The 18431-nt window shown below is 41.3% G+C and carries 17 protein-coding genes and 2 tRNA genes; 12 read left to right on the forward strand and 7 right to left on the reverse strand.

The window, feature by feature from the left end; genetic code table 11:
• Positions 1-252 precede the first annotated feature (252 nt).
• The 7 genes from AB5443_RS15410 to prmC all read right to left on the reverse strand — a co-directional run bounded on the left by AB5443_RS15410 (position 253) and on the right by prmC (position 4420).
• Positions 253-336: transfer RNA gene (locus AB5443_RS15410), tRNA-Leu, on the reverse strand.
• A gap of 16 nt (positions 337-352) precedes the next feature.
• Positions 353-425: transfer RNA gene (locus tag AB5443_RS15415), tRNA-Gly, on the reverse strand.
• 93 nt (positions 426-518) lie between these two features.
• Positions 519-1859, reverse strand: coding sequence for an argininosuccinate lyase (argH, locus tag AB5443_RS15420; RefSeq protein WP_277131961.1), 1341 nt, complete (start codon positions 1857-1859; stop codon positions 519-521).
• A 23-nt stretch (positions 1860-1882) separates the two neighbouring features.
• Entirely contained in the window at positions 1883-2293 is a 411-nt protein-coding gene (locus AB5443_RS15425; RefSeq protein WP_277131963.1) for an SRPBCC family protein, read from the reverse strand.
• 94 nt (positions 2294-2387) lie between these two features.
• The gene (gene pyrE, locus AB5443_RS15430) at positions 2388-3026 is read right to left on the reverse strand and encodes an orotate phosphoribosyltransferase (protein ID WP_004299787.1); all 639 of its coding nucleotides are present in this window, start codon (positions 3024-3026) and stop codon (positions 2388-2390) included.
• 78 nt (positions 3027-3104) lie between these two features.
• Positions 3105-3587 (reverse strand): regulatory protein RecX, encoded by a 483-nt coding sequence (locus tag AB5443_RS15435; RefSeq protein WP_044655090.1) that lies wholly within the window; start codon positions 3585-3587, stop codon positions 3105-3107.
• Positions 3584-4420, reverse strand: coding sequence for a peptide chain release factor N(5)-glutamine methyltransferase (gene prmC / locus AB5443_RS15440; RefSeq protein ID WP_022137607.1), 837 nt, complete (start codon positions 4418-4420; stop codon positions 3584-3586). Before prmC ends, AB5443_RS15435 begins: the two co-directional genes overlap by 4 nt.
• A gap of 54 nt (positions 4421-4474) precedes the next feature.
• On the opposite strand from prmC, the gene ribD reads away from it, so the two are divergent.
• The 12 genes from ribD to AB5443_RS15500 all read left to right on the forward strand — a co-directional run bounded on the left by ribD (position 4475) and on the right by AB5443_RS15500 (position 18429).
• Positions 4475-5512: a bifunctional diaminohydroxyphosphoribosylaminopyrimidine deaminase/5-amino-6-(5-phosphoribosylamino)uracil reductase RibD gene (gene ribD, locus AB5443_RS15445; protein WP_368114127.1), complete on the forward strand. Its 1038-nt coding sequence runs from the start codon at positions 4475-4477 to the stop codon at positions 5510-5512.
• A 142-nt stretch (positions 5513-5654) separates the two neighbouring features.
• On the forward strand, positions 5655-7142 hold the full coding sequence (locus AB5443_RS15450) for a DUF6242 domain-containing protein (protein WP_277132002.1): 1488 nt from the start codon (positions 5655-5657) through the stop codon (positions 7140-7142).
• 27 nt (positions 7143-7169) lie between these two features.
• Positions 7170-7904: an isoprenyl transferase gene (locus tag AB5443_RS15455; protein WP_044654275.1), complete on the forward strand. Its 735-nt coding sequence runs from the start codon at positions 7170-7172 to the stop codon at positions 7902-7904.
• A gap of 30 nt (positions 7905-7934) precedes the next feature.
• Positions 7935-10583 carry an outer membrane protein assembly factor gene (locus AB5443_RS15460; protein WP_073346658.1) on the forward strand — a complete coding sequence of 883 codons (2649 nt, stop codon included), beginning with the start codon at positions 7935-7937 and terminating at the stop codon, positions 10581-10583.
• Between the two features lie 23 nt (positions 10584-10606).
• Positions 10607-11122 carry an OmpH family outer membrane protein gene (locus AB5443_RS15465; RefSeq protein ID WP_195407328.1) on the forward strand — a complete coding sequence of 172 codons (516 nt, stop codon included), beginning with the start codon at positions 10607-10609 and terminating at the stop codon, positions 11120-11122.
• Positions 11123-11179: 57 nt separating this feature from the next.
• Positions 11180-11695, forward strand: a complete 516-nt coding sequence (locus AB5443_RS15470) for an OmpH family outer membrane protein (RefSeq protein WP_277132007.1) — start codon at positions 11180-11182, stop codon at positions 11693-11695.
• A gap of 109 nt (positions 11696-11804) precedes the next feature.
• Positions 11805-12647 (forward strand): glutamate racemase, encoded by an 843-nt coding sequence (gene murI, locus AB5443_RS15475; RefSeq protein WP_073346663.1) that lies wholly within the window; start codon positions 11805-11807, stop codon positions 12645-12647.
• A gap of 75 nt (positions 12648-12722) precedes the next feature.
• A complete protein-coding gene (locus AB5443_RS15480) occupies positions 12723-12956 on the forward strand; it encodes a DUF2007-related protein (protein ID WP_022137615.1) in 234 nt (77 codons plus the stop codon).
• A gap of 94 nt (positions 12957-13050) precedes the next feature.
• On the forward strand, positions 13051-14133 hold the full coding sequence (gene proB / locus AB5443_RS15485; protein WP_277132010.1) for a glutamate 5-kinase: 1083 nt from the start codon (positions 13051-13053) through the stop codon (positions 14131-14133).
• A gap of 116 nt (positions 14134-14249) precedes the next feature.
• Complete coding sequence (locus AB5443_RS15490) at positions 14250-15278, forward strand: hypothetical protein (RefSeq protein WP_277132012.1); 1029 nt, start codon at positions 14250-14252, stop codon at positions 15276-15278.
• A gap of 41 nt (positions 15279-15319) precedes the next feature.
• Positions 15320-16375, forward strand: a complete 1056-nt coding sequence (locus AB5443_RS15495) for a hypothetical protein (protein WP_073346667.1) — start codon at positions 15320-15322, stop codon at positions 16373-16375.
• 800 nt (positions 16376-17175) lie between these two features.
• Positions 17176-18429, forward strand: coding sequence for a glutamate-5-semialdehyde dehydrogenase (locus AB5443_RS15500; protein ID WP_368114126.1), 1254 nt, complete (start codon positions 17176-17178; stop codon positions 18427-18429).
• Positions 18430-18431 lie beyond the last annotated feature (2 nt).

Consider the following 18431-nt stretch of genomic DNA (forward strand, 5'->3'; position numbering starts at 1 on the left):
TAACAATAAAATCAATTATCCCAATATAAAGGGGCAAAGAGTATTAGTATAATATCAGGTCATAATCTAAAAGCAAAATAAAAGATTAATAACACAATAAAAAAATAATAGAACTTTATTTTGATATGTTTTCCCAAGCACACCTAATATTGCACCTTATTATGAAAACAAATCAAACGTACATAGTACACCCATTAAAAAAGAAAAAGGCTCTATGAATCAATGATTCATAAAGCCTCTAAAGAATACTCGTACTCGAAGCGGGACTTGAACCCGCACAGCCGCAATGGCCAAAGGATTTTAAGTCCTTCGTGTCTACCATTCCACCATTCGAGCATCCTTTCAAAGAAAGAGCGGAAAACGAGACTCGAACTCGCGACCCTAACCTTGGCAAGGTTATGCTCTACCAACTGAGCTATTTCCGCATTTTTTCAACGGGTGCAAAGATAAGTAGTTTACTTGTTTCTGCCAAATCTTTTCGAAGGAAAGTTTAAAAAACTATCCTTCGAAAGTTTATTTTATCTTCCAAGCAACGTTTTTTCCGCCTTCTCCATTCCACAGAAGTTAAATCCGTCAACGACTTGTTGCATCAGAGCAGAAATCTCCGCATTGCAAAGGTTGCCGATGCTTCCTTCATGGGTGTGATGAACTTCCTTACCATGCGAGAACTTACCTGCCTCAATATCCAGACCTACCTTTTTATATGCATCACGGAAAGGCATGCCTTCACGCGCCAGACGATTCACCTCTTCCACACTAAAAATAAGCAGATATTTATCATCATCGAGAATATGCTCATTTACTTTGATCTCATTCATGATGTAGGTTGTCATCTGCAAGCAGTCTTTCAGTTCTTGAAAAGCCGGCAGGAAAACTTCTTTGATAATCTGCAAATCACGGAAATAACCGGAAGGCAGATTATTGGCAATCATCATAATTTGTTGAGGAAGTGATTGCAGTTTGTTGCATTTGGCACGTGTGAGTTCAAATACATCCGGATTCTTCTTATGGGGCATGATACTAGACCCCGTAGTACAATCGTCCGGCAATTTCACGAAACCAAAGTTCTGACTATTGAACATACAGGCATCAAAAGCCAGTTTGGAAATAGTTCCGGCAATTGTAGCCAATGCAAAGGCAACATTACGTTCCAGCTTTCCGCGTCCCATTTGCGCATACACTACATTGTAGTTCATAGAATCAAAACCGAGCAACTCTGTCGTCATCGTACGGTTCAACGGGAATGATGAACCATAGCCGGCAGCAGATCCCAACGGGTTGCGGTTGCACATTTTGAATGCAGCCTGCAAAAACAGCATATCATCTACCAAACTCTCGGCGTAGGCACCAAACCATAATCCAAAAGAAGAGGGCATGGCAATCTGCAAATGGGTATACCCCGGCATCAATACATTTTTATATCGCTCACTCTGACGAGCCAACACATGGAAGAGCTGTTCAACTGCTTCGGCTATTTCTTTAATTTGTGTACGAGTAAAGAGTTTCAAGTCCAGTAACACCTGATCATTCCGCGAACGGCCGCTATGGATTTTCTTTCCTATATCTCCCAAACGACGGGTCAACATCAATTCCACTTGAGAATGTACATCTTCCACTCCGTCTTCTATCACAAATTCACCTTTTTCAGCCGAAGCATAAATATTCTTCAATTCAGCCAGCAACTGTTCCAGTTCTTCCTTTGTCAACAAGCCAATGCTTTCGAGCATCGTAATGTGAGCCATAGAACCAAGCACATCGTGCTTAGCCAGATAAAGATCCATCTCGCGGTCACGACCAACCGTGAAACGTTCGATATCTTTATTCACCTGTACGGATTTCTCCCAAAGTTTCTGTGCCATAAGCTTTCTTAATAATGCAAGGTTTAATAATTAATAACCGCCAACATTTCAACCATCTTTTCCAGACCTTCCTGAAGCGGCTTCTGCACCATCGCTTTCATGAACGGATTAATATCCATTCCGATAGTTACCTTCACTTTACATTCTTCTTCTCCCGTTGCGACCAACTGAATCCACATATTAAAAGGAATCGGAGAGTTAGTTGTTGCCAACTTTATACATTTAGATGGTTCACGTTCAACAATTTGCAGTGTCAGTTGCCCAATAGGTGAAACACTAAAGCTCAATGTATCCGAATCAAAACTCAAATCCTGCACCTTATCCTGCGACAGACGATCTTTGATTGCTTCCAGATTACTCAAATCTGAAAGTTTACTATATACGCGTTCCTGGCTATAAGGTATTACCTTAACACTGCTTTCAAAATTACTCATAATTTTCTTTTAGTATAAAACAAAAAAAGAACAACCCGGCCAATTCATGTCCGAATAGTTCTTTTTACAAATATGTCTGATTAAAACAAAGTCCTTATTTTCCAGCATCCCAATGAGCGGGGTCTTTACGCCATTCGTTCAATGTCTGTATGTCTTCTTCTTCGATATAACCAGTGCGAAGAGCCACGTCAAGCACAGCTTCGTAATTAGTCAATGTCACCAAAGTTACTTTGGCATTCTTGAATGCCTCTTCAGCAACCGGGAATCCGTAAGTATAAGCCGCAACCATACCAATCACTTCGCAACCATCACGACGAATTGCCTCTACAGCCTTCAAACTACTACCACCGGTAGAAATCAAATCTTCTACAACAACAACTTTCATACCCGGACGAAGCTCACCTTCAATCAGGTTTTCCAATCCATGGTCTTTCGGGGTAGAACGAACATACACGAACGGTAAATTCAATGCATCAGCTACCAAAGCTCCCTGCGGGATAGCACCAGTCGCCACACCTGCAATCGCATCCACCTGTCCGAATCGTTCCAATATCAGACGTGTAATTTCAATCTTCACAAAATTACGAAGAGAAGGATAGGACAGAGTTTTACGGTTATCACAGTAAAAGGGGGATTTCCATCCAGAAGCCCATGTGAAAGGGTTAGCGGGTTGAAGCTTAATAGCCTTAATCTTCAACAGTTTCTCCGCAAATAGTCTCTCTAAGTTTTTCATAACTAAACTAACTATTAATTATTTGCCGCAAAAGTACAGAATTTGAACGAGAATAAAAAGAAGAATCCGTTTATTTTTTCAGTCAATCTGTTCCTCTTCATCGGGAATGTCAATACAACGCTTGATATCTTTCAGTTCAAATCCACGGCTCATGGCAAACCGCATCAGTTTTCCGTTCAATTCATACTCATCCTGTGCATGAATACTTTTCCTCTTGGAAGCCAGGAGATCACGCAGAATGGAAAGATATTCTTCATCATCAATCTCATTCAGATAACGCCATGCTACATCAGAAGGAATCCGCTTCATATAAAGTCCCTGGGCTATTTTCATCTTCCCCCACTTGGAAAAACGGAACTTATCTTTCACGAAAGCCCTGCAGAAACGTTCATCATCGATAAACTTCTCTGCTTCCAGTCGGTCAAGAATACGCGCAATGGTATCATAGGCAATTCCCCAACGTTGTAACTTCTCATTTATTTCTGCCCGGCAATGCTCGGCAGTGGAGCAATAAGAGGCTACTCGATTCAAAGCCTCTTCATCTGTTAATTGTGCACTCATCGGTTAGCTGTAACTATTCTTTCTTTTCCAAATATGTCTCTTATAACACGAACATCATGATATTGGTTCATTTCAAGTATGTGTGCTGTTTCCCGGCCATAAGCCTGGTTTATTTCAAAATAAAGTTTGCCATCCGGCAAAAGTAATTCACGTCCTAAATCAGCGATTCTGCGATAAAACCGCAACGGGTCATCATCAGGAACAAACAAAGCGAGCTCCGGTTCCCAATCAAGCACGTTGGCATCCATATCCTTCTTTTCCGCTTCGGTCACATAAGGCGGGTTACTGACTATTACATCAAAAGAAGGCGCTTTCTTCCAATCATCTGATAAAACATCTCTTTGCAGAAACGTGACATCTGCCGCTAATTCCTTATTATTCTCACGGGCAATTGCCAACGCATCTTCCGAAATGTCCCAAGCTTCCACTTCCGCTTCCGGCAGTTTCTTATCCAAAGAAATTGCAATGCATCCGCTTCCCGTACCTATATCTAATAAGCGGCGGGCGCTCGCATTCTCCCGAGCCACCAGTTCTACCAGCTCCACCGTCTCAGGACGTGGAATCAACACACCGGGAGCCACTTTGAATCTTCTTCCATCAAACTCCGCAAAGCCACGAATGTACTGTATCGGCTCATTTTTCTGTAAACGGAATATAATGTTTTCTAATTCACGCTCTTTGCATTCGGATAAAATCATATCTTTGCCGAGGTAAATATCAAGCGCATCCAAACATAACATGTCGCAACAGATCAACATTGTAAGAGCTTTGACCTCTTCCGGCGGATAAATATCCTGCAAGGACTGGCGGATGTAATTAGTGATACGATTCATATATTTACAATTTCGGAGTGCAAAAGTAAGAATAATATAGCGAAGAGCACCAAAATGGAAGAAGAAAAATACATAAGACGCTGCATTGAGCTCGCCGCGAACGGATTATGCAATGTTGCTCCCAATCCGATGGTAGGGGCTGTTATCGTATGTGACGGGCGTATTATCGGCGAAGGCTACCACATTCGTTGCGGAGAGGCACATGCCGAAGTCAATGCCATCTGTTCCGTCAAAGATGAATCTTTATTGCAACGTTCTACGATCTATGTAAGTCTGGAGCCTTGCTCACATTATGGAAAAACTCCACCTTGCGCCGATTTGATTATTGAGAAACAGATTCCGCGGATTGTCATTGGTTGCCAAGACCCTTTTTCAAAGGTAGCCGGACGAGGTATCCAGAAGCTACGGGATGCCGGACGAGAAGTGATAGTTGGCGTATTGGAAAAAGAATGCCGGCATTTGATTCGTCGCTTTATTACTTTCAACACACTTCATCGTCCTTTCATTACATTGAAATGGGCAGAATCGGCTGACCACTTCATTGATATAGAACGTACTAACGGAAAGCCGATGATACTTTCCTCTCCTCTCTCGTCCATGTTAGTACATAAGAAAAGGGCAGAAGCCGATGCCATCATGGTAGGCCGACGGACAGCCTTACTGGATAACCCGTCACTAACAGTACGCAATTGGTATGGACATAATCCGATACGTATCGTTTTAGACCGTAGCTTATCCCTTCCAAACGATTTACAAATATTCGACGGAGATATTCCGACATTAATCTTTACAGAGAAGAAACGTTCTGAAGAAAAAAACATCACCTATATCACGATTGATTTCAACCATAACCCACTGATACAGATTATGGAAGAGCTATATCAGCGTAAGATACAATCATTGTTGGTCGAAGGCGGGAGTCAGTTGCTGCAATCTTTCATTGATAACGGCTTATGGGATGAAGCATTTATCGAGAAGTGCCCCAGCAGGCTATATTCCGGTGTTAAAGCACCTGAAATAAGCGATAAATTTAGTTACTCGACAGAAGAACACTTCGAAAGACAGATTTGGCATTACATTCATCAAACGTAGCTAAAATAGTCCTGCTCAGGGAGTTTTACGTCGATAAAATCAGTATTATTATCTATAATTTTATATAAAACTTGCCGGTATTGTTCTTTATCGGAAAAAATGTTTCTATTTTTGCAACTTGTAAATAAACACAATCTTTCAAATGAGAATAAAGTTTTTATCATTCATTGCGAGTTTTTTCATGGTGTCATTTGTTATAACGTCATGTCTTGATGACGATAATAACATCGAATATAGCCCGGATGCGACTATACATGCATTTGCACTTGACACAATTGGATATGGAATAACTTATAAATTCACTATTGACCAACAAAAAGGTGAAATCTATAACGAGGATTCTCTTCCCGTTCATGCTGATACTATTATTGATAAGATTCTAATCAAGACATTGACTACAGCTTCTGGTGTCATCACAATGAAGAATAAAGCCAATGAAGATTCAATTATCAACATTAGCGACTCCATAGACCTTAGGAATCCGATTAAAATTAAAGTATGGTCTACAGAAGGTCTTGCTGAAATGAACGATAGCAAAACCAAAGAATACACTATTACTGTACGAGTACATAAACATGATCCGGACTCGTTGAGATGGAAATATTGGGGAAACATTAATGATGCAGAACTTGATAATCAAGTAAAAGAACTGAAATCTGTTATTTTAGCTGATGAAATCCTGACTTATTCTATTGTGGGTGGTAAACTTAAGGTATATCGTGCACAAAAAGACAATCCTAAATCTTGGTCTTCAAGTGAAGTGGACGGTAATGTATTTAATAATACGCTTCCAACTTCAATATTATCATATGATAAAAAGCTATACGCAACATCAACGATAGAGAATGGAAAAGTTTATGAGTCTACTGATGGAACAACATGGACAGAATCTAATTTATTTAATAATGAATACGTAAATCTGCTACTTGCTCCCTTAAGTCATAAAATAACATATATCAAGACTGTTGATAGCAAAAAGGTCTTTGATTCAACAGAAAAGATTGAGTCACGGGCAGAAAAAGAACTTCAAGCAGTACCCGACGATTTTCCGATTGGCAATATTTCTTATACGACTTATGCAACATCGACCAAAGTTGATGCAATAATGCTTATTGGCGAATACAAAGAACAACCGACTGTTGGAGAGACTAAAACTATTGTTCCTTGGGGTTATATGGGAGATATATGGACTCCCCTGCCACCAAACAATGTAGACACAAGTTGTCCTGCATTGACAAATCCCTCTATCATGTATTATAATGACCAATTCTATATCTTCGGAGAAGACTTCGAATCATTTTATGTTTCCAAGGCAGGTATCGCATGGAAAAAAGCAAATAAGAAATTCGATTTCCCCTATCAGGATTGGAGTGAATCCGATTTTAAGCCAAGTACCGAAAAGCCTGAATTTAGAGGAAGAAAAACTTATTCGTCTGTAATTGATACTGAAAATAATAATATCTTTATCCTTTTCAGTAAGGGCGAGGCTAGCTTTGAAGAAGAAGTTGAAGACGAAGAAGACACTACGAGAGCTACCAAGACACACAGTTACCCTTATGGCTCTGAAGTGTGGAGTGGTCGTCTGAATCAACTATGGTTTGACTTGGATCCAGAACATGCCGGTCAATAATAAAACGTATACGTTTAAAATAAGAAGATGTCCTATATAGAACAAATAGACAAAACTCGGATACCCCAACACGTAGCCATCATCATGGACGGCAACGGACGATGGGCAAAGCAACGAGGGGAAGAACGTACTTACGGTCACCGTGCAGGCGCAGAAACGGTACAGAAAATTATCGAAGACGCAGCCCGCTTGGGAGTGAAGTATCTGACTTTATACACCTTCTCTACCGAGAACTGGAATCGACCGCAAGAAGAAGTAGCGGCTCTGATGAATCTATTGCTAGATTCTATTGAAGAAGAGACACTGATGAAAAACGATATTCGCTTCAAGATTATTGGTGATTTCAAGAAATTACCGGATGAAGTTCAGAAAAGTTTGGCATCATGCATAGAACATACGGCAGGGAATACAGGTATGTGCCTGGTATTGGCTCTTAGTTACTCTTCCCGTTGGGAAATAACTGAAGCAGTCCGCCAAATAGCGACACAGGTTAAAAAGGGAGAACTATCTCCCGAACAAATAACAGATGAGTGCATCGTATCCCATCTGGAAACAAAATTTATGCCCGACCCTGATTTATTAATCCGTACGGGAGGAGAAATCCGACTAAGCAACTACCTGCTATGGCAATGCGCTTATTCGGAACTCTATTTTTGTGATACCTTTTGGCCGGACTTCGACAAAGAAGAATTCTACAAAGCCATTTACGAATATCAGCAACGGGAGCGCCGCTTCGGCAAAACCAGTGAACAAATCAGCTAACATAACTCGAAACATCAAATTATAACATAAATGCATTATCGTATTTCCTATCTATTCATAACGTTTATCTGCCTGTGTTGCTTTGCGACAACAGGTATTGCGCAAAATGCCAATACTGATGAAGACTCGAAACCTGTCATCTTATACTCCGGAACACCCAAAAAGTATGAGATAGCGGACATAAAGGTCGAAGGCGTGAAGAATTACGAAGACTATGTATTGATTGGACTATCAGGACTATCGGTAGGACAAACAATCACTGTGCCGGGTGACGAAATCACCGGAGCAATCAAACGTTATTGGCGTCATGGCTTGTTCTCAAACGTACAAATCACAGCCGAGAAAGTGGAAGGCAACAAAATCTGGTTAAAGATCAGTCTGACACAGCGTCCACGTATCTCTGACGTACGTTATCATGGTGTCAAGAAGTCCGAACGTACTGATTTGGAAGGCAAATTAGGTATGGTGAAAGGTATGCAGATTACCCCGAATACCGTAGACCGCGCCAAGACATTGATCAAACGTTACTTCGACGATAAAGGATTTAAGAATGCAGAAGTCATCATTTCACAGAAAGACGATCCTTCCAGTGAGAATCAGGTAATTGTCGACATTGACATTGATAAAAAGGAAAAAATCAAAGTTCACGCTATCGAAATCGTTGGTAACTCCGCCATCAAAGCTTCCAAGCTGAAACGGGTGATGAAGAAAACCAATGAGAAAGGTAAACTTCGCAACTTGTTCCGCACAAAGAAATTCGTGCCTGAGAACTACGAAGCAGACAAGCAACTTATCATCGACAAGTATAATGAGTTGGGATACCGTGATGCCATGATCGCAAAAGACAGCATCGCACAATACGATGAAAAGACAGTTAATGTATATCTGAACATAGACGAAGGACAGAAATATTATCTCCGCAATGTAACCTGGGTAGGTAACACCCTTTACCCTTCCGAACAGTTGAACTATTTACTTCGCATGAAGAAGGGAGATGTATATAACCAAAAGTTACTAGGTGAACGTACTTCAACGGATGATGATGCTATCGGTAACTTATATTATAACAACGGTTACCTGTTCTACAACCTCGACCCTGTGGAAGTTAATATTGTCGGTGACTCTATCGACCTCGAAATGAGAATCTATGAAGGTCGTCAGGCTACTATCAACAAGATCAACATCAGTGGTAACGACCGTTTGTATGAAAACGTTGTTCGCCGTGAGCTCCGTATTCGTCCGGGACAACTGTTCAGCAAGGAAGACCTGATGCGTTCTTTACGTGAAATCCAGCAGATGGGACACTTTGACCCTGAAAAACTGCAACCGGACATTCAACCGGATCCGATGAACGGAACTGTTGACATAGGCTTGCCGTTGACATCCAAAGCAAACGACCAGGTAGAATTCTCTGCTGGTTGGGGACAAACCGGTATTATCGGTAAATTGAGTCTGAAGTTCACCAACTTCTCTGTTGCCAACTTGCTGCATCCGGGTGAAAACTACCGTGGTATCCTGCCGCAAGGTGACGGACAAACATTGACCATCAGCGGACAGACGAATGCTAAATACTACCAATCATATAGTATTTCATTCTTCGACCCCTGGTTTGGAGGAAAACGCCCGAATTCATTCTCTTTATCGGCATTCTTCTCTGTACAGACTGATATTAGCAGCCGTTACTATAACTCCAGTTACTTCAACAACTATTACAATAGTATGTATAGCGGTTACGGTGGCTATGGTATGTATAACTATGGCAACTACAACAACTACGAAAACTATTATGACCCTGACAAATCAATCAAGATGTGGGGACTTTCAGCAGGTTGGGGTAAACGTCTGAAATGGCCGGATGACTATTTCACACTCTCTGCAGAGTTGGCTTATCAACGCTATAACTTGAGCGACTGGCAATATTTCCCGGTAACCAACGGTAAATGTAATGACCTCAGTATCTCATTGACTTTGGCACGTAACTCTATTGACAATCCGATCTTCCCGCGTACTGGTTCCGATTTCTCATTGTCAGTTCAGTTCACTCCACCGTATTCGTTGATGGATGGCAAGGACTATAAAGGATATTACAGATCAGACGGTAGCATTACCCAGGACAACATGAATAAACTTCACAGATGGGTAGAGTACCACAAATGGAAATTCAAAGGAAAAACATATACTCCGTTGATGGATCCGGTTGCTCATCCCAAGTGTCTTGTATTGATGACACGCACAGAGTTCGGTTTGCTGGGCCACTATAACGAATACAAGAAATCACCGTTCGGTACATTCGATGTAGGTGGCGACGGTATGACCGGTTATTCAACCTATGCTACAGAAAGTATTGCTCTGCGTGGTTACGAAAACAGCTCATTGACCCCATACGGTTCCGAAGGTTATGCTTATGCACGTCTCGGTATCGAATTAAGATATCCGTTGATGCTGGAAACAAGTACTAACATTTATGTGTTAGGTTTCCTAGAAGCAGGTAACGCATGGCATGATATCAAGAAATTCAATCCGTTCGAGTTGAAACGTTCTGCCGGTGTCGGTGTTCGTATCTTCTTGCCGATGATTGGTATGATGGGTATCGACTGGGGTTACGGTTTCGATAAAGTATTTGGTTCTAAACAATATGGCGGAAGTCAATTCCACTTTATCTTAGGACAAGAATTCTAATGTATCACAAAAAACTAAACGTCATGAGAAAGTCTGTTCTATTAATCATGTTGTTGTTTGCCGTCGGAATGGCAGCAAACGCACAAAAATTTGCACTGATCGATACGGAATATATTATGAAGAATATTCCGGCTGCTCAAAGCGCCAATGAGCAAATGCAAGAAGCTACGAAGAAATATCAGGGTGAAGTAGAAACTCTGGCAAAGGAAGCACAAAAGATGTTCCAGGATTACCAGACAAAATCATCCACTCTATCTGCCGCCCAAAAGACAAAGAAAGAGGATGAAATCGTAGCCAAAGAAAAAGAAGCGGCCGAACTGAAACGCAAATATTTCGGCCCTGAAGGCGAATTAGCCAAGATGAGAGAGAAGCTGATTTCGCCGATTCAGGATGACATCTATGAAGCAGTGAAAGCTGTATCGCAACAGCATGGATATGACATGGTAGTCGACAGAGCCTCTGCTGCAGGTATAATTTTTGCAAATCCACGTATAGATATTAGTGATGAAATCCTAAGAAGATTAGGATATTCAAATTAATTTCATACATTTGCAACTGGAAATAACTAAAAAAACATTCAAATAAATTATAGAACTATGCTAAAAAAAATCGCACTTGTAATGTTGCTTGCACTCCCAATGGGTGTATTTGCACAGAACCTGAAATTCGGTCATATTAATGCACAGGAGATTATCACTGTGATGCCTGAATTTACTAAGGCACAAAACGACATCCAAACATTGGAAAAACAACTCACTGCCGAACTTCAAAGAACTCAGGAAGAATTCAATAAGAAATATCAGGAATTCCAGCAAGCTATCGCTAAGGATTCTCTTCCGGCCAATATCGCGGAAAGAAGACAGAAAGAGTTGCAGGATATGATGCAGAGACAAGAACAATTCCAACAGGATGCACAGCAGCAAATGGCGAAAGCTCAGAATGACGCAATGGCTCCTATCTATCAGAAGTTGGACAATGCTATCAAAGCTGTAGGTGCCGCTGAAGGTGTAATCTACATCTTCGACCTTGCAAGAACTCCGATTCCTTACGTTAACGAGTCACTAAGCATTAACTTGACCAATAAGGTTAAAGCAAATCTGGGTATCAAATAAGATTTCTCGCCAAGAGAAAGAAATACTAAAAGCGAAAGCGAAAGAAGTTTAAACTTCTTTCGCTTTCGCTTTTTTTGGTGTACATTTGCGTATATAAATCCTGTTTGTCATGAATCAACATCTATCGCATATACCCGGCCCTATCGGAGTGTTCGACTCCGGCTACGGTGGCCTGACTATCCTGGACAAGATAAGAGAAGCATTGCCTGAATATGACTATATCTACTTGGGCGACAATGCACGTGCTCCTTACGGGACACGCTCTTTTGAAGTCGTGTACGAGTTCACCCGGCAAGCTGTCAACAAACTATTCGACATGGGCTGTCATTTGGTCATATTGGCCTGCAACACAGCTTCCGCCAAGGCACTACGTAGCATTCAGATGAATGACTTACCGAAAATTGACCCGGCACGCCGTGTGCTCGGCGTGATTCGTCCCACCGTAGAATGTATCGGAGATATTAGTAAGAACCGGCATATCGGTGTACTGGCAACAGCAGGTACCATCAAATCCGAATCTTACCCTTTGGAAATACATAAGCTGTTCCCGGATATTCAGGTAAGCGGAGTGGCATGCCCGATGTGGGTATCATTGGTAGAAAACAACGAATCGCAAAACGATGGAGCCGATTACTTCATCCGCAAATATATAGACCAGCTACTCTCAAAAGATCCACAAATAGACACCGTCATTCTCGGATGCACCCACTTCCCTCTCCTTCTTCCTAAAATCCGACAATACATTGCCAATGACATCAGCGTAATCTCACAAGGAGAATATGTAGCGGAAAGCCTGAAAGATTATTTGAGAAGACATCCGGAAATGGACGCAAAGTGCACAAAGAACGGAAATTGCCAGTTTTACACCACAGAGGCGGAAGAGAAATTCTCCGAATCAGCGTCTACATTCCTAAACCGACAAATTAGTGTGAAACACATCACACTCGAATAAATTTTAAGAGAAGAATAACCTTTTGTCTTTCTTTTTTGTTATATTTGTAGAAAACAACCCTAATACCATACAATCATGAAAGAAGAAGATTATAGCAAGTCAATAGAAGTATTCTCCGGTTCTCCATGGGAAGCCGAAATCATCAAAGGGTTATTAGAGAGTAATAATATCCGTTGCGTCATCAAAGACGGGATTATGGGGACACTAGCTCCCTACATCGCTCCTGCTGTTTCTATCCTTGTCACCGAGGAAGAATACGAGGCAGCCACCGAACTTATCAGAAGCCGGGACGAGAAAGATAGCGACTAATTCGTTCCAGGCCTTCTTTGATATTCTTTTCAGCCTGTTTTGGTTACATATCGACAAAAAGTCCTATATTTGTGCTTTCAAATCGTTAGTAAAGATGAAACAGGAATTTACACGAATCGCAGTAAAAGTAGGAAGCAATGTATTGGCACGCCGCGATGGAACGCTGGATGTAACCCGCATGTCGGCACTTGTCGACCAAATAGCGGAATTACATAAATCCGGTGTGGAAATTATTATGGTTTCTTCGGGAGCCGTCGCTTCCGGACGCAGCGAAATACACCCGCAAAAGAAACTTGACAGTGTAGACCAGCGTCAGCTATTTTCTGCCGTCGGACAGGCAAAGCTAATCAATCGCTACTACGAACTATTTCGTGAACACGGCATCGCTGTCGGTCAGGTGCTGACAACGAAAGAGAATTTCGGTACCCGCCGCCATTATCTGAATCAAAAGAACTGCATGACGGTGATGCTCGAAAATAACGTCATTCCTATTGTCAATGAAAACGATACCATTTCTGTCAGTGAGCTGATGTTCACGGACAATGACGAGCTGTCCGGACTCATCGCTTCCATGATGGATGCGCAAGCACTTATCATTTTAAGCAATATCGACGGCATTTATAATGGTTCTCCTGCCGATCCCAATTCTTCCGTCATCCAGGAAATCGGTCATGGCAAAGATTTATCCAACTATATCCAGGCATCCAAGTCCAGTTTCGGTCGGGGTGGTATGTTGACAAAAACAAATATCGCCCGTAAAGTAGCCGATGAAGGAATTACAGTCATCATCGCCAACGGGAAACGTGACAATATTCTGGTAGACTTGCTCCAACGTCCCCAAAATACACTTTGTACACGTTTCATCCCTTCTAAAGAACCGGTATCCAGTGTCAAAAAATGGATTGCACATAGTGAGGGATTTGCAAAAGGAGAAATTCATATCAATGAATGCGCCACGGAAGTACTAAACTCAGAGAAAGCTGTCAGCATACTTCCGATTGGGATTACACATATCGAAGGAGAATTTGAAAAAGACGATATCGTACGCATCATGGACTTTCAGGGAAACCAAATAGGCGTAGGAAAAGTAAACTGTGATTCAAAGCAGGCGCAAGAGGTCATTGGCAAACACGGAAAGAAGCCGGTGGTGCACTATGATTATTTGTATATCGAATAAAAAGAGTATCAACCGAACGATATAAAACAAACTGCCCATAGAAATACGAAACACTTTATTTGCAATAAATTATTAATAGCAGTATATTTGTTCCCTGAAACAAACAATATAACCTCATGCTATTAAAACATTGGCATTTTACACTTATTATATTCATCTTCTTAACCACCTCCTGCGAGGGTGACAAGAATGAAACCACAGTAGACTCAACTCTGCTATTTCCTGTCGGCAAAGAGTTTAATGTAAGTCTGGACATCGCCCCTTTTCTTGAAGTGGACGAGCAGCCATTAGGACGTTCGGTTGCTTCCAGCCTACCCGGTGGATTATATGCAGTCAACGTATTTTGGAAAGGAAAAAGCCTGACTTCTTTTCAGCCTTATGCATCCGGTCTTTTCGACGATCCTTACAGAGTGGAAATAGGGTTAATCGAAGGATATACCTACCGGTTTGATTGCAGTTTCTTAGATTATAAAGACGCCCCATACTGCAAAGTGGAAAATGACATTCCTCTTTATGGTCTTCCTTTCTCATGCTCTCCCTCAAAAGGAATGGACGGACGTATCACCAATGACTTATTGATTTCAATTAACCCTCTAAATATCAATCAGTCATTCTACCAACATATATACAAAGGTGAAATGCAAATGAAACAGGATAGTACAAGTACTCATCCCACCGTTAAGCGCTTTTTCGGCAGCCAGCAGATGGAGTTCTTGACTCCGGGTACCAACACTTCCGTTTCCATCTCATTAAAACGTGCCTATTACTCGGTACAATTCACCACAAACGAGTTAAATCCCGGTGATTCTATCAAAATCACAGCAACTGATATTTCACCGCTATATCTATTATACTCTCCCGACGGAACATCAAAATCGGAAGAACGAATCATTTCAATGTACGACATATCAGATTATTATACAGCAAGGCTAAAGGATGATGAGACAATCGGGTTCACCATCACCTACCGCCCGGCTGACGAAGAAGAATGGTATACCATATACGCTGACCAAGGTCTTAAGATGAGAAGAAACAAAAAGAACATAATCAAAATAACCAAGATAGACAAATTTATAAATAATGCTACCATCTCTTTCGGTGAGAACGCCGAAATGGAAGAAGCAGAACAGGAAATCGGGAAATAATCAATCACATCAAAGTTGAACAACTACTAAAAAACATTCATATGAAAATCAAACATCTTATGATTACAGGCTGCCTATTCACAGCTTTCACCTTACAGTCATGTATTGAAGAGAAAAATCTGTATCAGGAGCCGCCCACTACTTATTCGGAACTGAACTTAAAACTAGACGGAGACTACCTTATCACTGAATTGCCGATGTCACGTTCCACAAAGTCGTCTGTAATTGATGAAAGTAAAACAATAGTAGGAATCGCCATATCCATGACACCTAAAGAAGGAGCAAATCCGACTTCAAAGCCATATGCCTATGGAATATTTCAATTAGACAAAGCCAAGAACTCTGAAAATTTAAAAATAAGGGTCATCGACGGATATACGTATCGCATATCCTGCTCCATGATAGCCAACGCAAAGGATTCCATACGAATGGAAGATGGCGGTTTTGCAGCTCCGTTCGATTTAGAGCGCAACGGAAAAATCAAAGGAGAATGCTTGAATAAGTTCCTTACTGCCGAACAAGTAGACGGAGTTAAATTCTTATACAATATCGAAAACCCTAAAATACAAACAAAGAGCGAAGGACAAGACAAGTGTGGCCGCCCATTCATCGAACGTTATCATGGACTAATAGACAAGTTGAACGTTACAGACGGAATGGAAAATCCGATTATGCTCTATCGCCGTTTTTTCGGAGTCAAGTTCAAACAAACAGGTTTGGAAAGCGGACAGCTCAGAATACAATTGGACGATGCACCAAGTATTTATTTGGATGCGAGTGGAGATATTCACAAAACAGTTGAATCAGAGTTGAAAATGGTCAGCATGAAAAATCTGACAGCAAACATACCTACCGGCGTTAACCAGCACTTGACCGAAAACATTAAAGTGACAGTCTATTGGAAAAAGAATCCGGAAGAGGATGAAAAACAAATAATCAACAGTACCATTACTTTTAAAAGGAACTATATACACAGCATTGCATTAACCAATATTGACCATATAGGAACACCGGGCAATATAGGAATCGAAATAGAAGAAGGAGAAATGGGAGAAGATCCCGGACAAGACCTTCCATGGCAAGGGGATAATTTCTAATAATAACCTTTCATACAAATAGTTTCAGCGAATCAAGCCAGTGCGGAAATGAGTTGAAATATAATTTCAGCTACTCTACTAGAGAATTAAAAAGTGGAATTTTGCTGTCACCTGTCACATCTTTACATTTAAGTCTTTGATTGTGAATAAGTAATGATGTGACAGCAACATGTGACAACACGGTGACAGCATTTCTGTTGTCACCTCTTCTTCCTCTTTTAAAAGCAAGTTTCAAGTTAGTTTCCTTGCCTGAAACTTTAGTTTCGCACCGAAGAAACTAGAGTTTCAAGCAAAGGAAACAGTTGTTTCAAGTAATTGAAACTAGAGTTTCAAGCGTATGAAACTTTGGTTTCAAGCATGTGAAACTCTAGTTTCATCCCATGAAACCAACAGTTTAAAGGCATGAAACGAATATCCCCTACGGTTAAAAAACATAAAGCTATGCAGCTTGCGACTCTCAAGAAAGAGAAAAGGAAGAGAAGAAAGAAAAAAAGAAGAGAAATGGTGACACCACTTCTGCCGTCACCGTGCTGTCACATGCTACTGTCACGTCCTTACTCACTCGCAATCAAAGGTTTAAATGCAAAGATGTGACAGGTGACAGCAAATTTTCACTTTGTAATCACATTGTAAGAGAAGAAGGAAACATAAATATTCTCCAAATCTATTTTAAACTCTGATTTAAAAGAGAGCATTATAAATAACTACCCAACATTTATTTTGTTTTTCAACGAGTTTTATTCACATCATTCACTATATTTGCATAGTTTATCTTTCCATTTAATGCAAAAAAGGAGCAAATGACTACAGATTTAAACGAAACCTTTGCTGCCGTGCAGGCAGCAAGTCGGGAATTAGCCTTGCTGAATGATGATACCATCAATCAGATTTTAAATGCAGTGGCTGACGCAGCGGTTGCAGAAACGTCTTTCATTCTTACAGAGAATGAAAAAGATCTCGCACGAATGGACAAAAATGATCCGAAGTACGACCGGTTGAAATTGACGGAAGAGCGTTTGAAAGGTATTGCGGCGGATACACGTAATGTAGCTACACTCCCCTCTCCTTTGGGTAGGGTGCTGAAAGAGACTGTCCGCCCGAATGGGATGAAGTTGACAAAGATCAGCGTACCTTTCGGAGTAATAGGGATTATTTACGAAGCTCGCCCTAATGTCAGTTTCGACGTATTCTCTCTTTGCCTGAAGAGCGGGAATGCTTGCGTGCTGAAAGGAGGAAGTGACGCTGACTGTTCCAATCGGGCTATTATCCGTGTGATTCATGAAGTATTGAAAAGATTCAATGTCAATCCCCATATTGTAGAACTGCTTCCGGCAGACAGAGAAGCTACGGCAGCGCTACTAAATGCAGTAGGCTATGTTGATTTGATTATCCCCAGGGGAAGTAGCGGGCTTATCAATTATGTACGCGAAAATGCAAGGATTCCCGTTATTGAAACAGGGGCTGGTATTTGCCATACTTACTTTGATGAGTTTGGAGACGTAAGTAAGGGGGAGGATATTATCCATAATGCCAAGACACGCAGGGTGAGTGTATGTAATGCGTTGGACTGTACTATCGTGCACGAGAAAAGACTGGCTGAACTTCCTGTACTTTGCGAGAAATTGAAAGACAGCCATGTGATTATTTATGCGGATCAGCAGGCTTATCAGGCATTAGAAGGGCGCTATCCTGCCGAACTCTTGCAGCATGCGAAGGCAGAAAGTTTCGGAACGGAGTTTCTGGATTACAAAATGGCCGTCAAGACTGTGAAGAGCTTTGAAGATGCCTTGGGGCATATTCAGGAAAATAGTTCGAAGCATAGCGAATGTATCATCACGGAAAACAAGGAACGTGCGGCGCTGTTTACAAAGATAGTAGATGCCGCTTGTGTATATACTAATGTGTCCACCGCTTTCACCGACGGAGCACAATTCGGCTTAGGAGCCGAAATAGGTATCAGCACGCAGAAACTGCATGCACGGGGCCCGATGGGACTGGAAGAAATCACTTCTTACAAGTGGATCATCGAAGGAGATGGACAGACAAGATGGTAGAA

It is taken from the genome of Bacteroides sp. RTP21281st1_H5_RTP21281_210402 (assembly GCF_040918965.1).
Classification (GTDB): domain Bacteria; phylum Bacteroidota; class Bacteroidia; order Bacteroidales; family Bacteroidaceae; genus Bacteroides; species Bacteroides congonensis.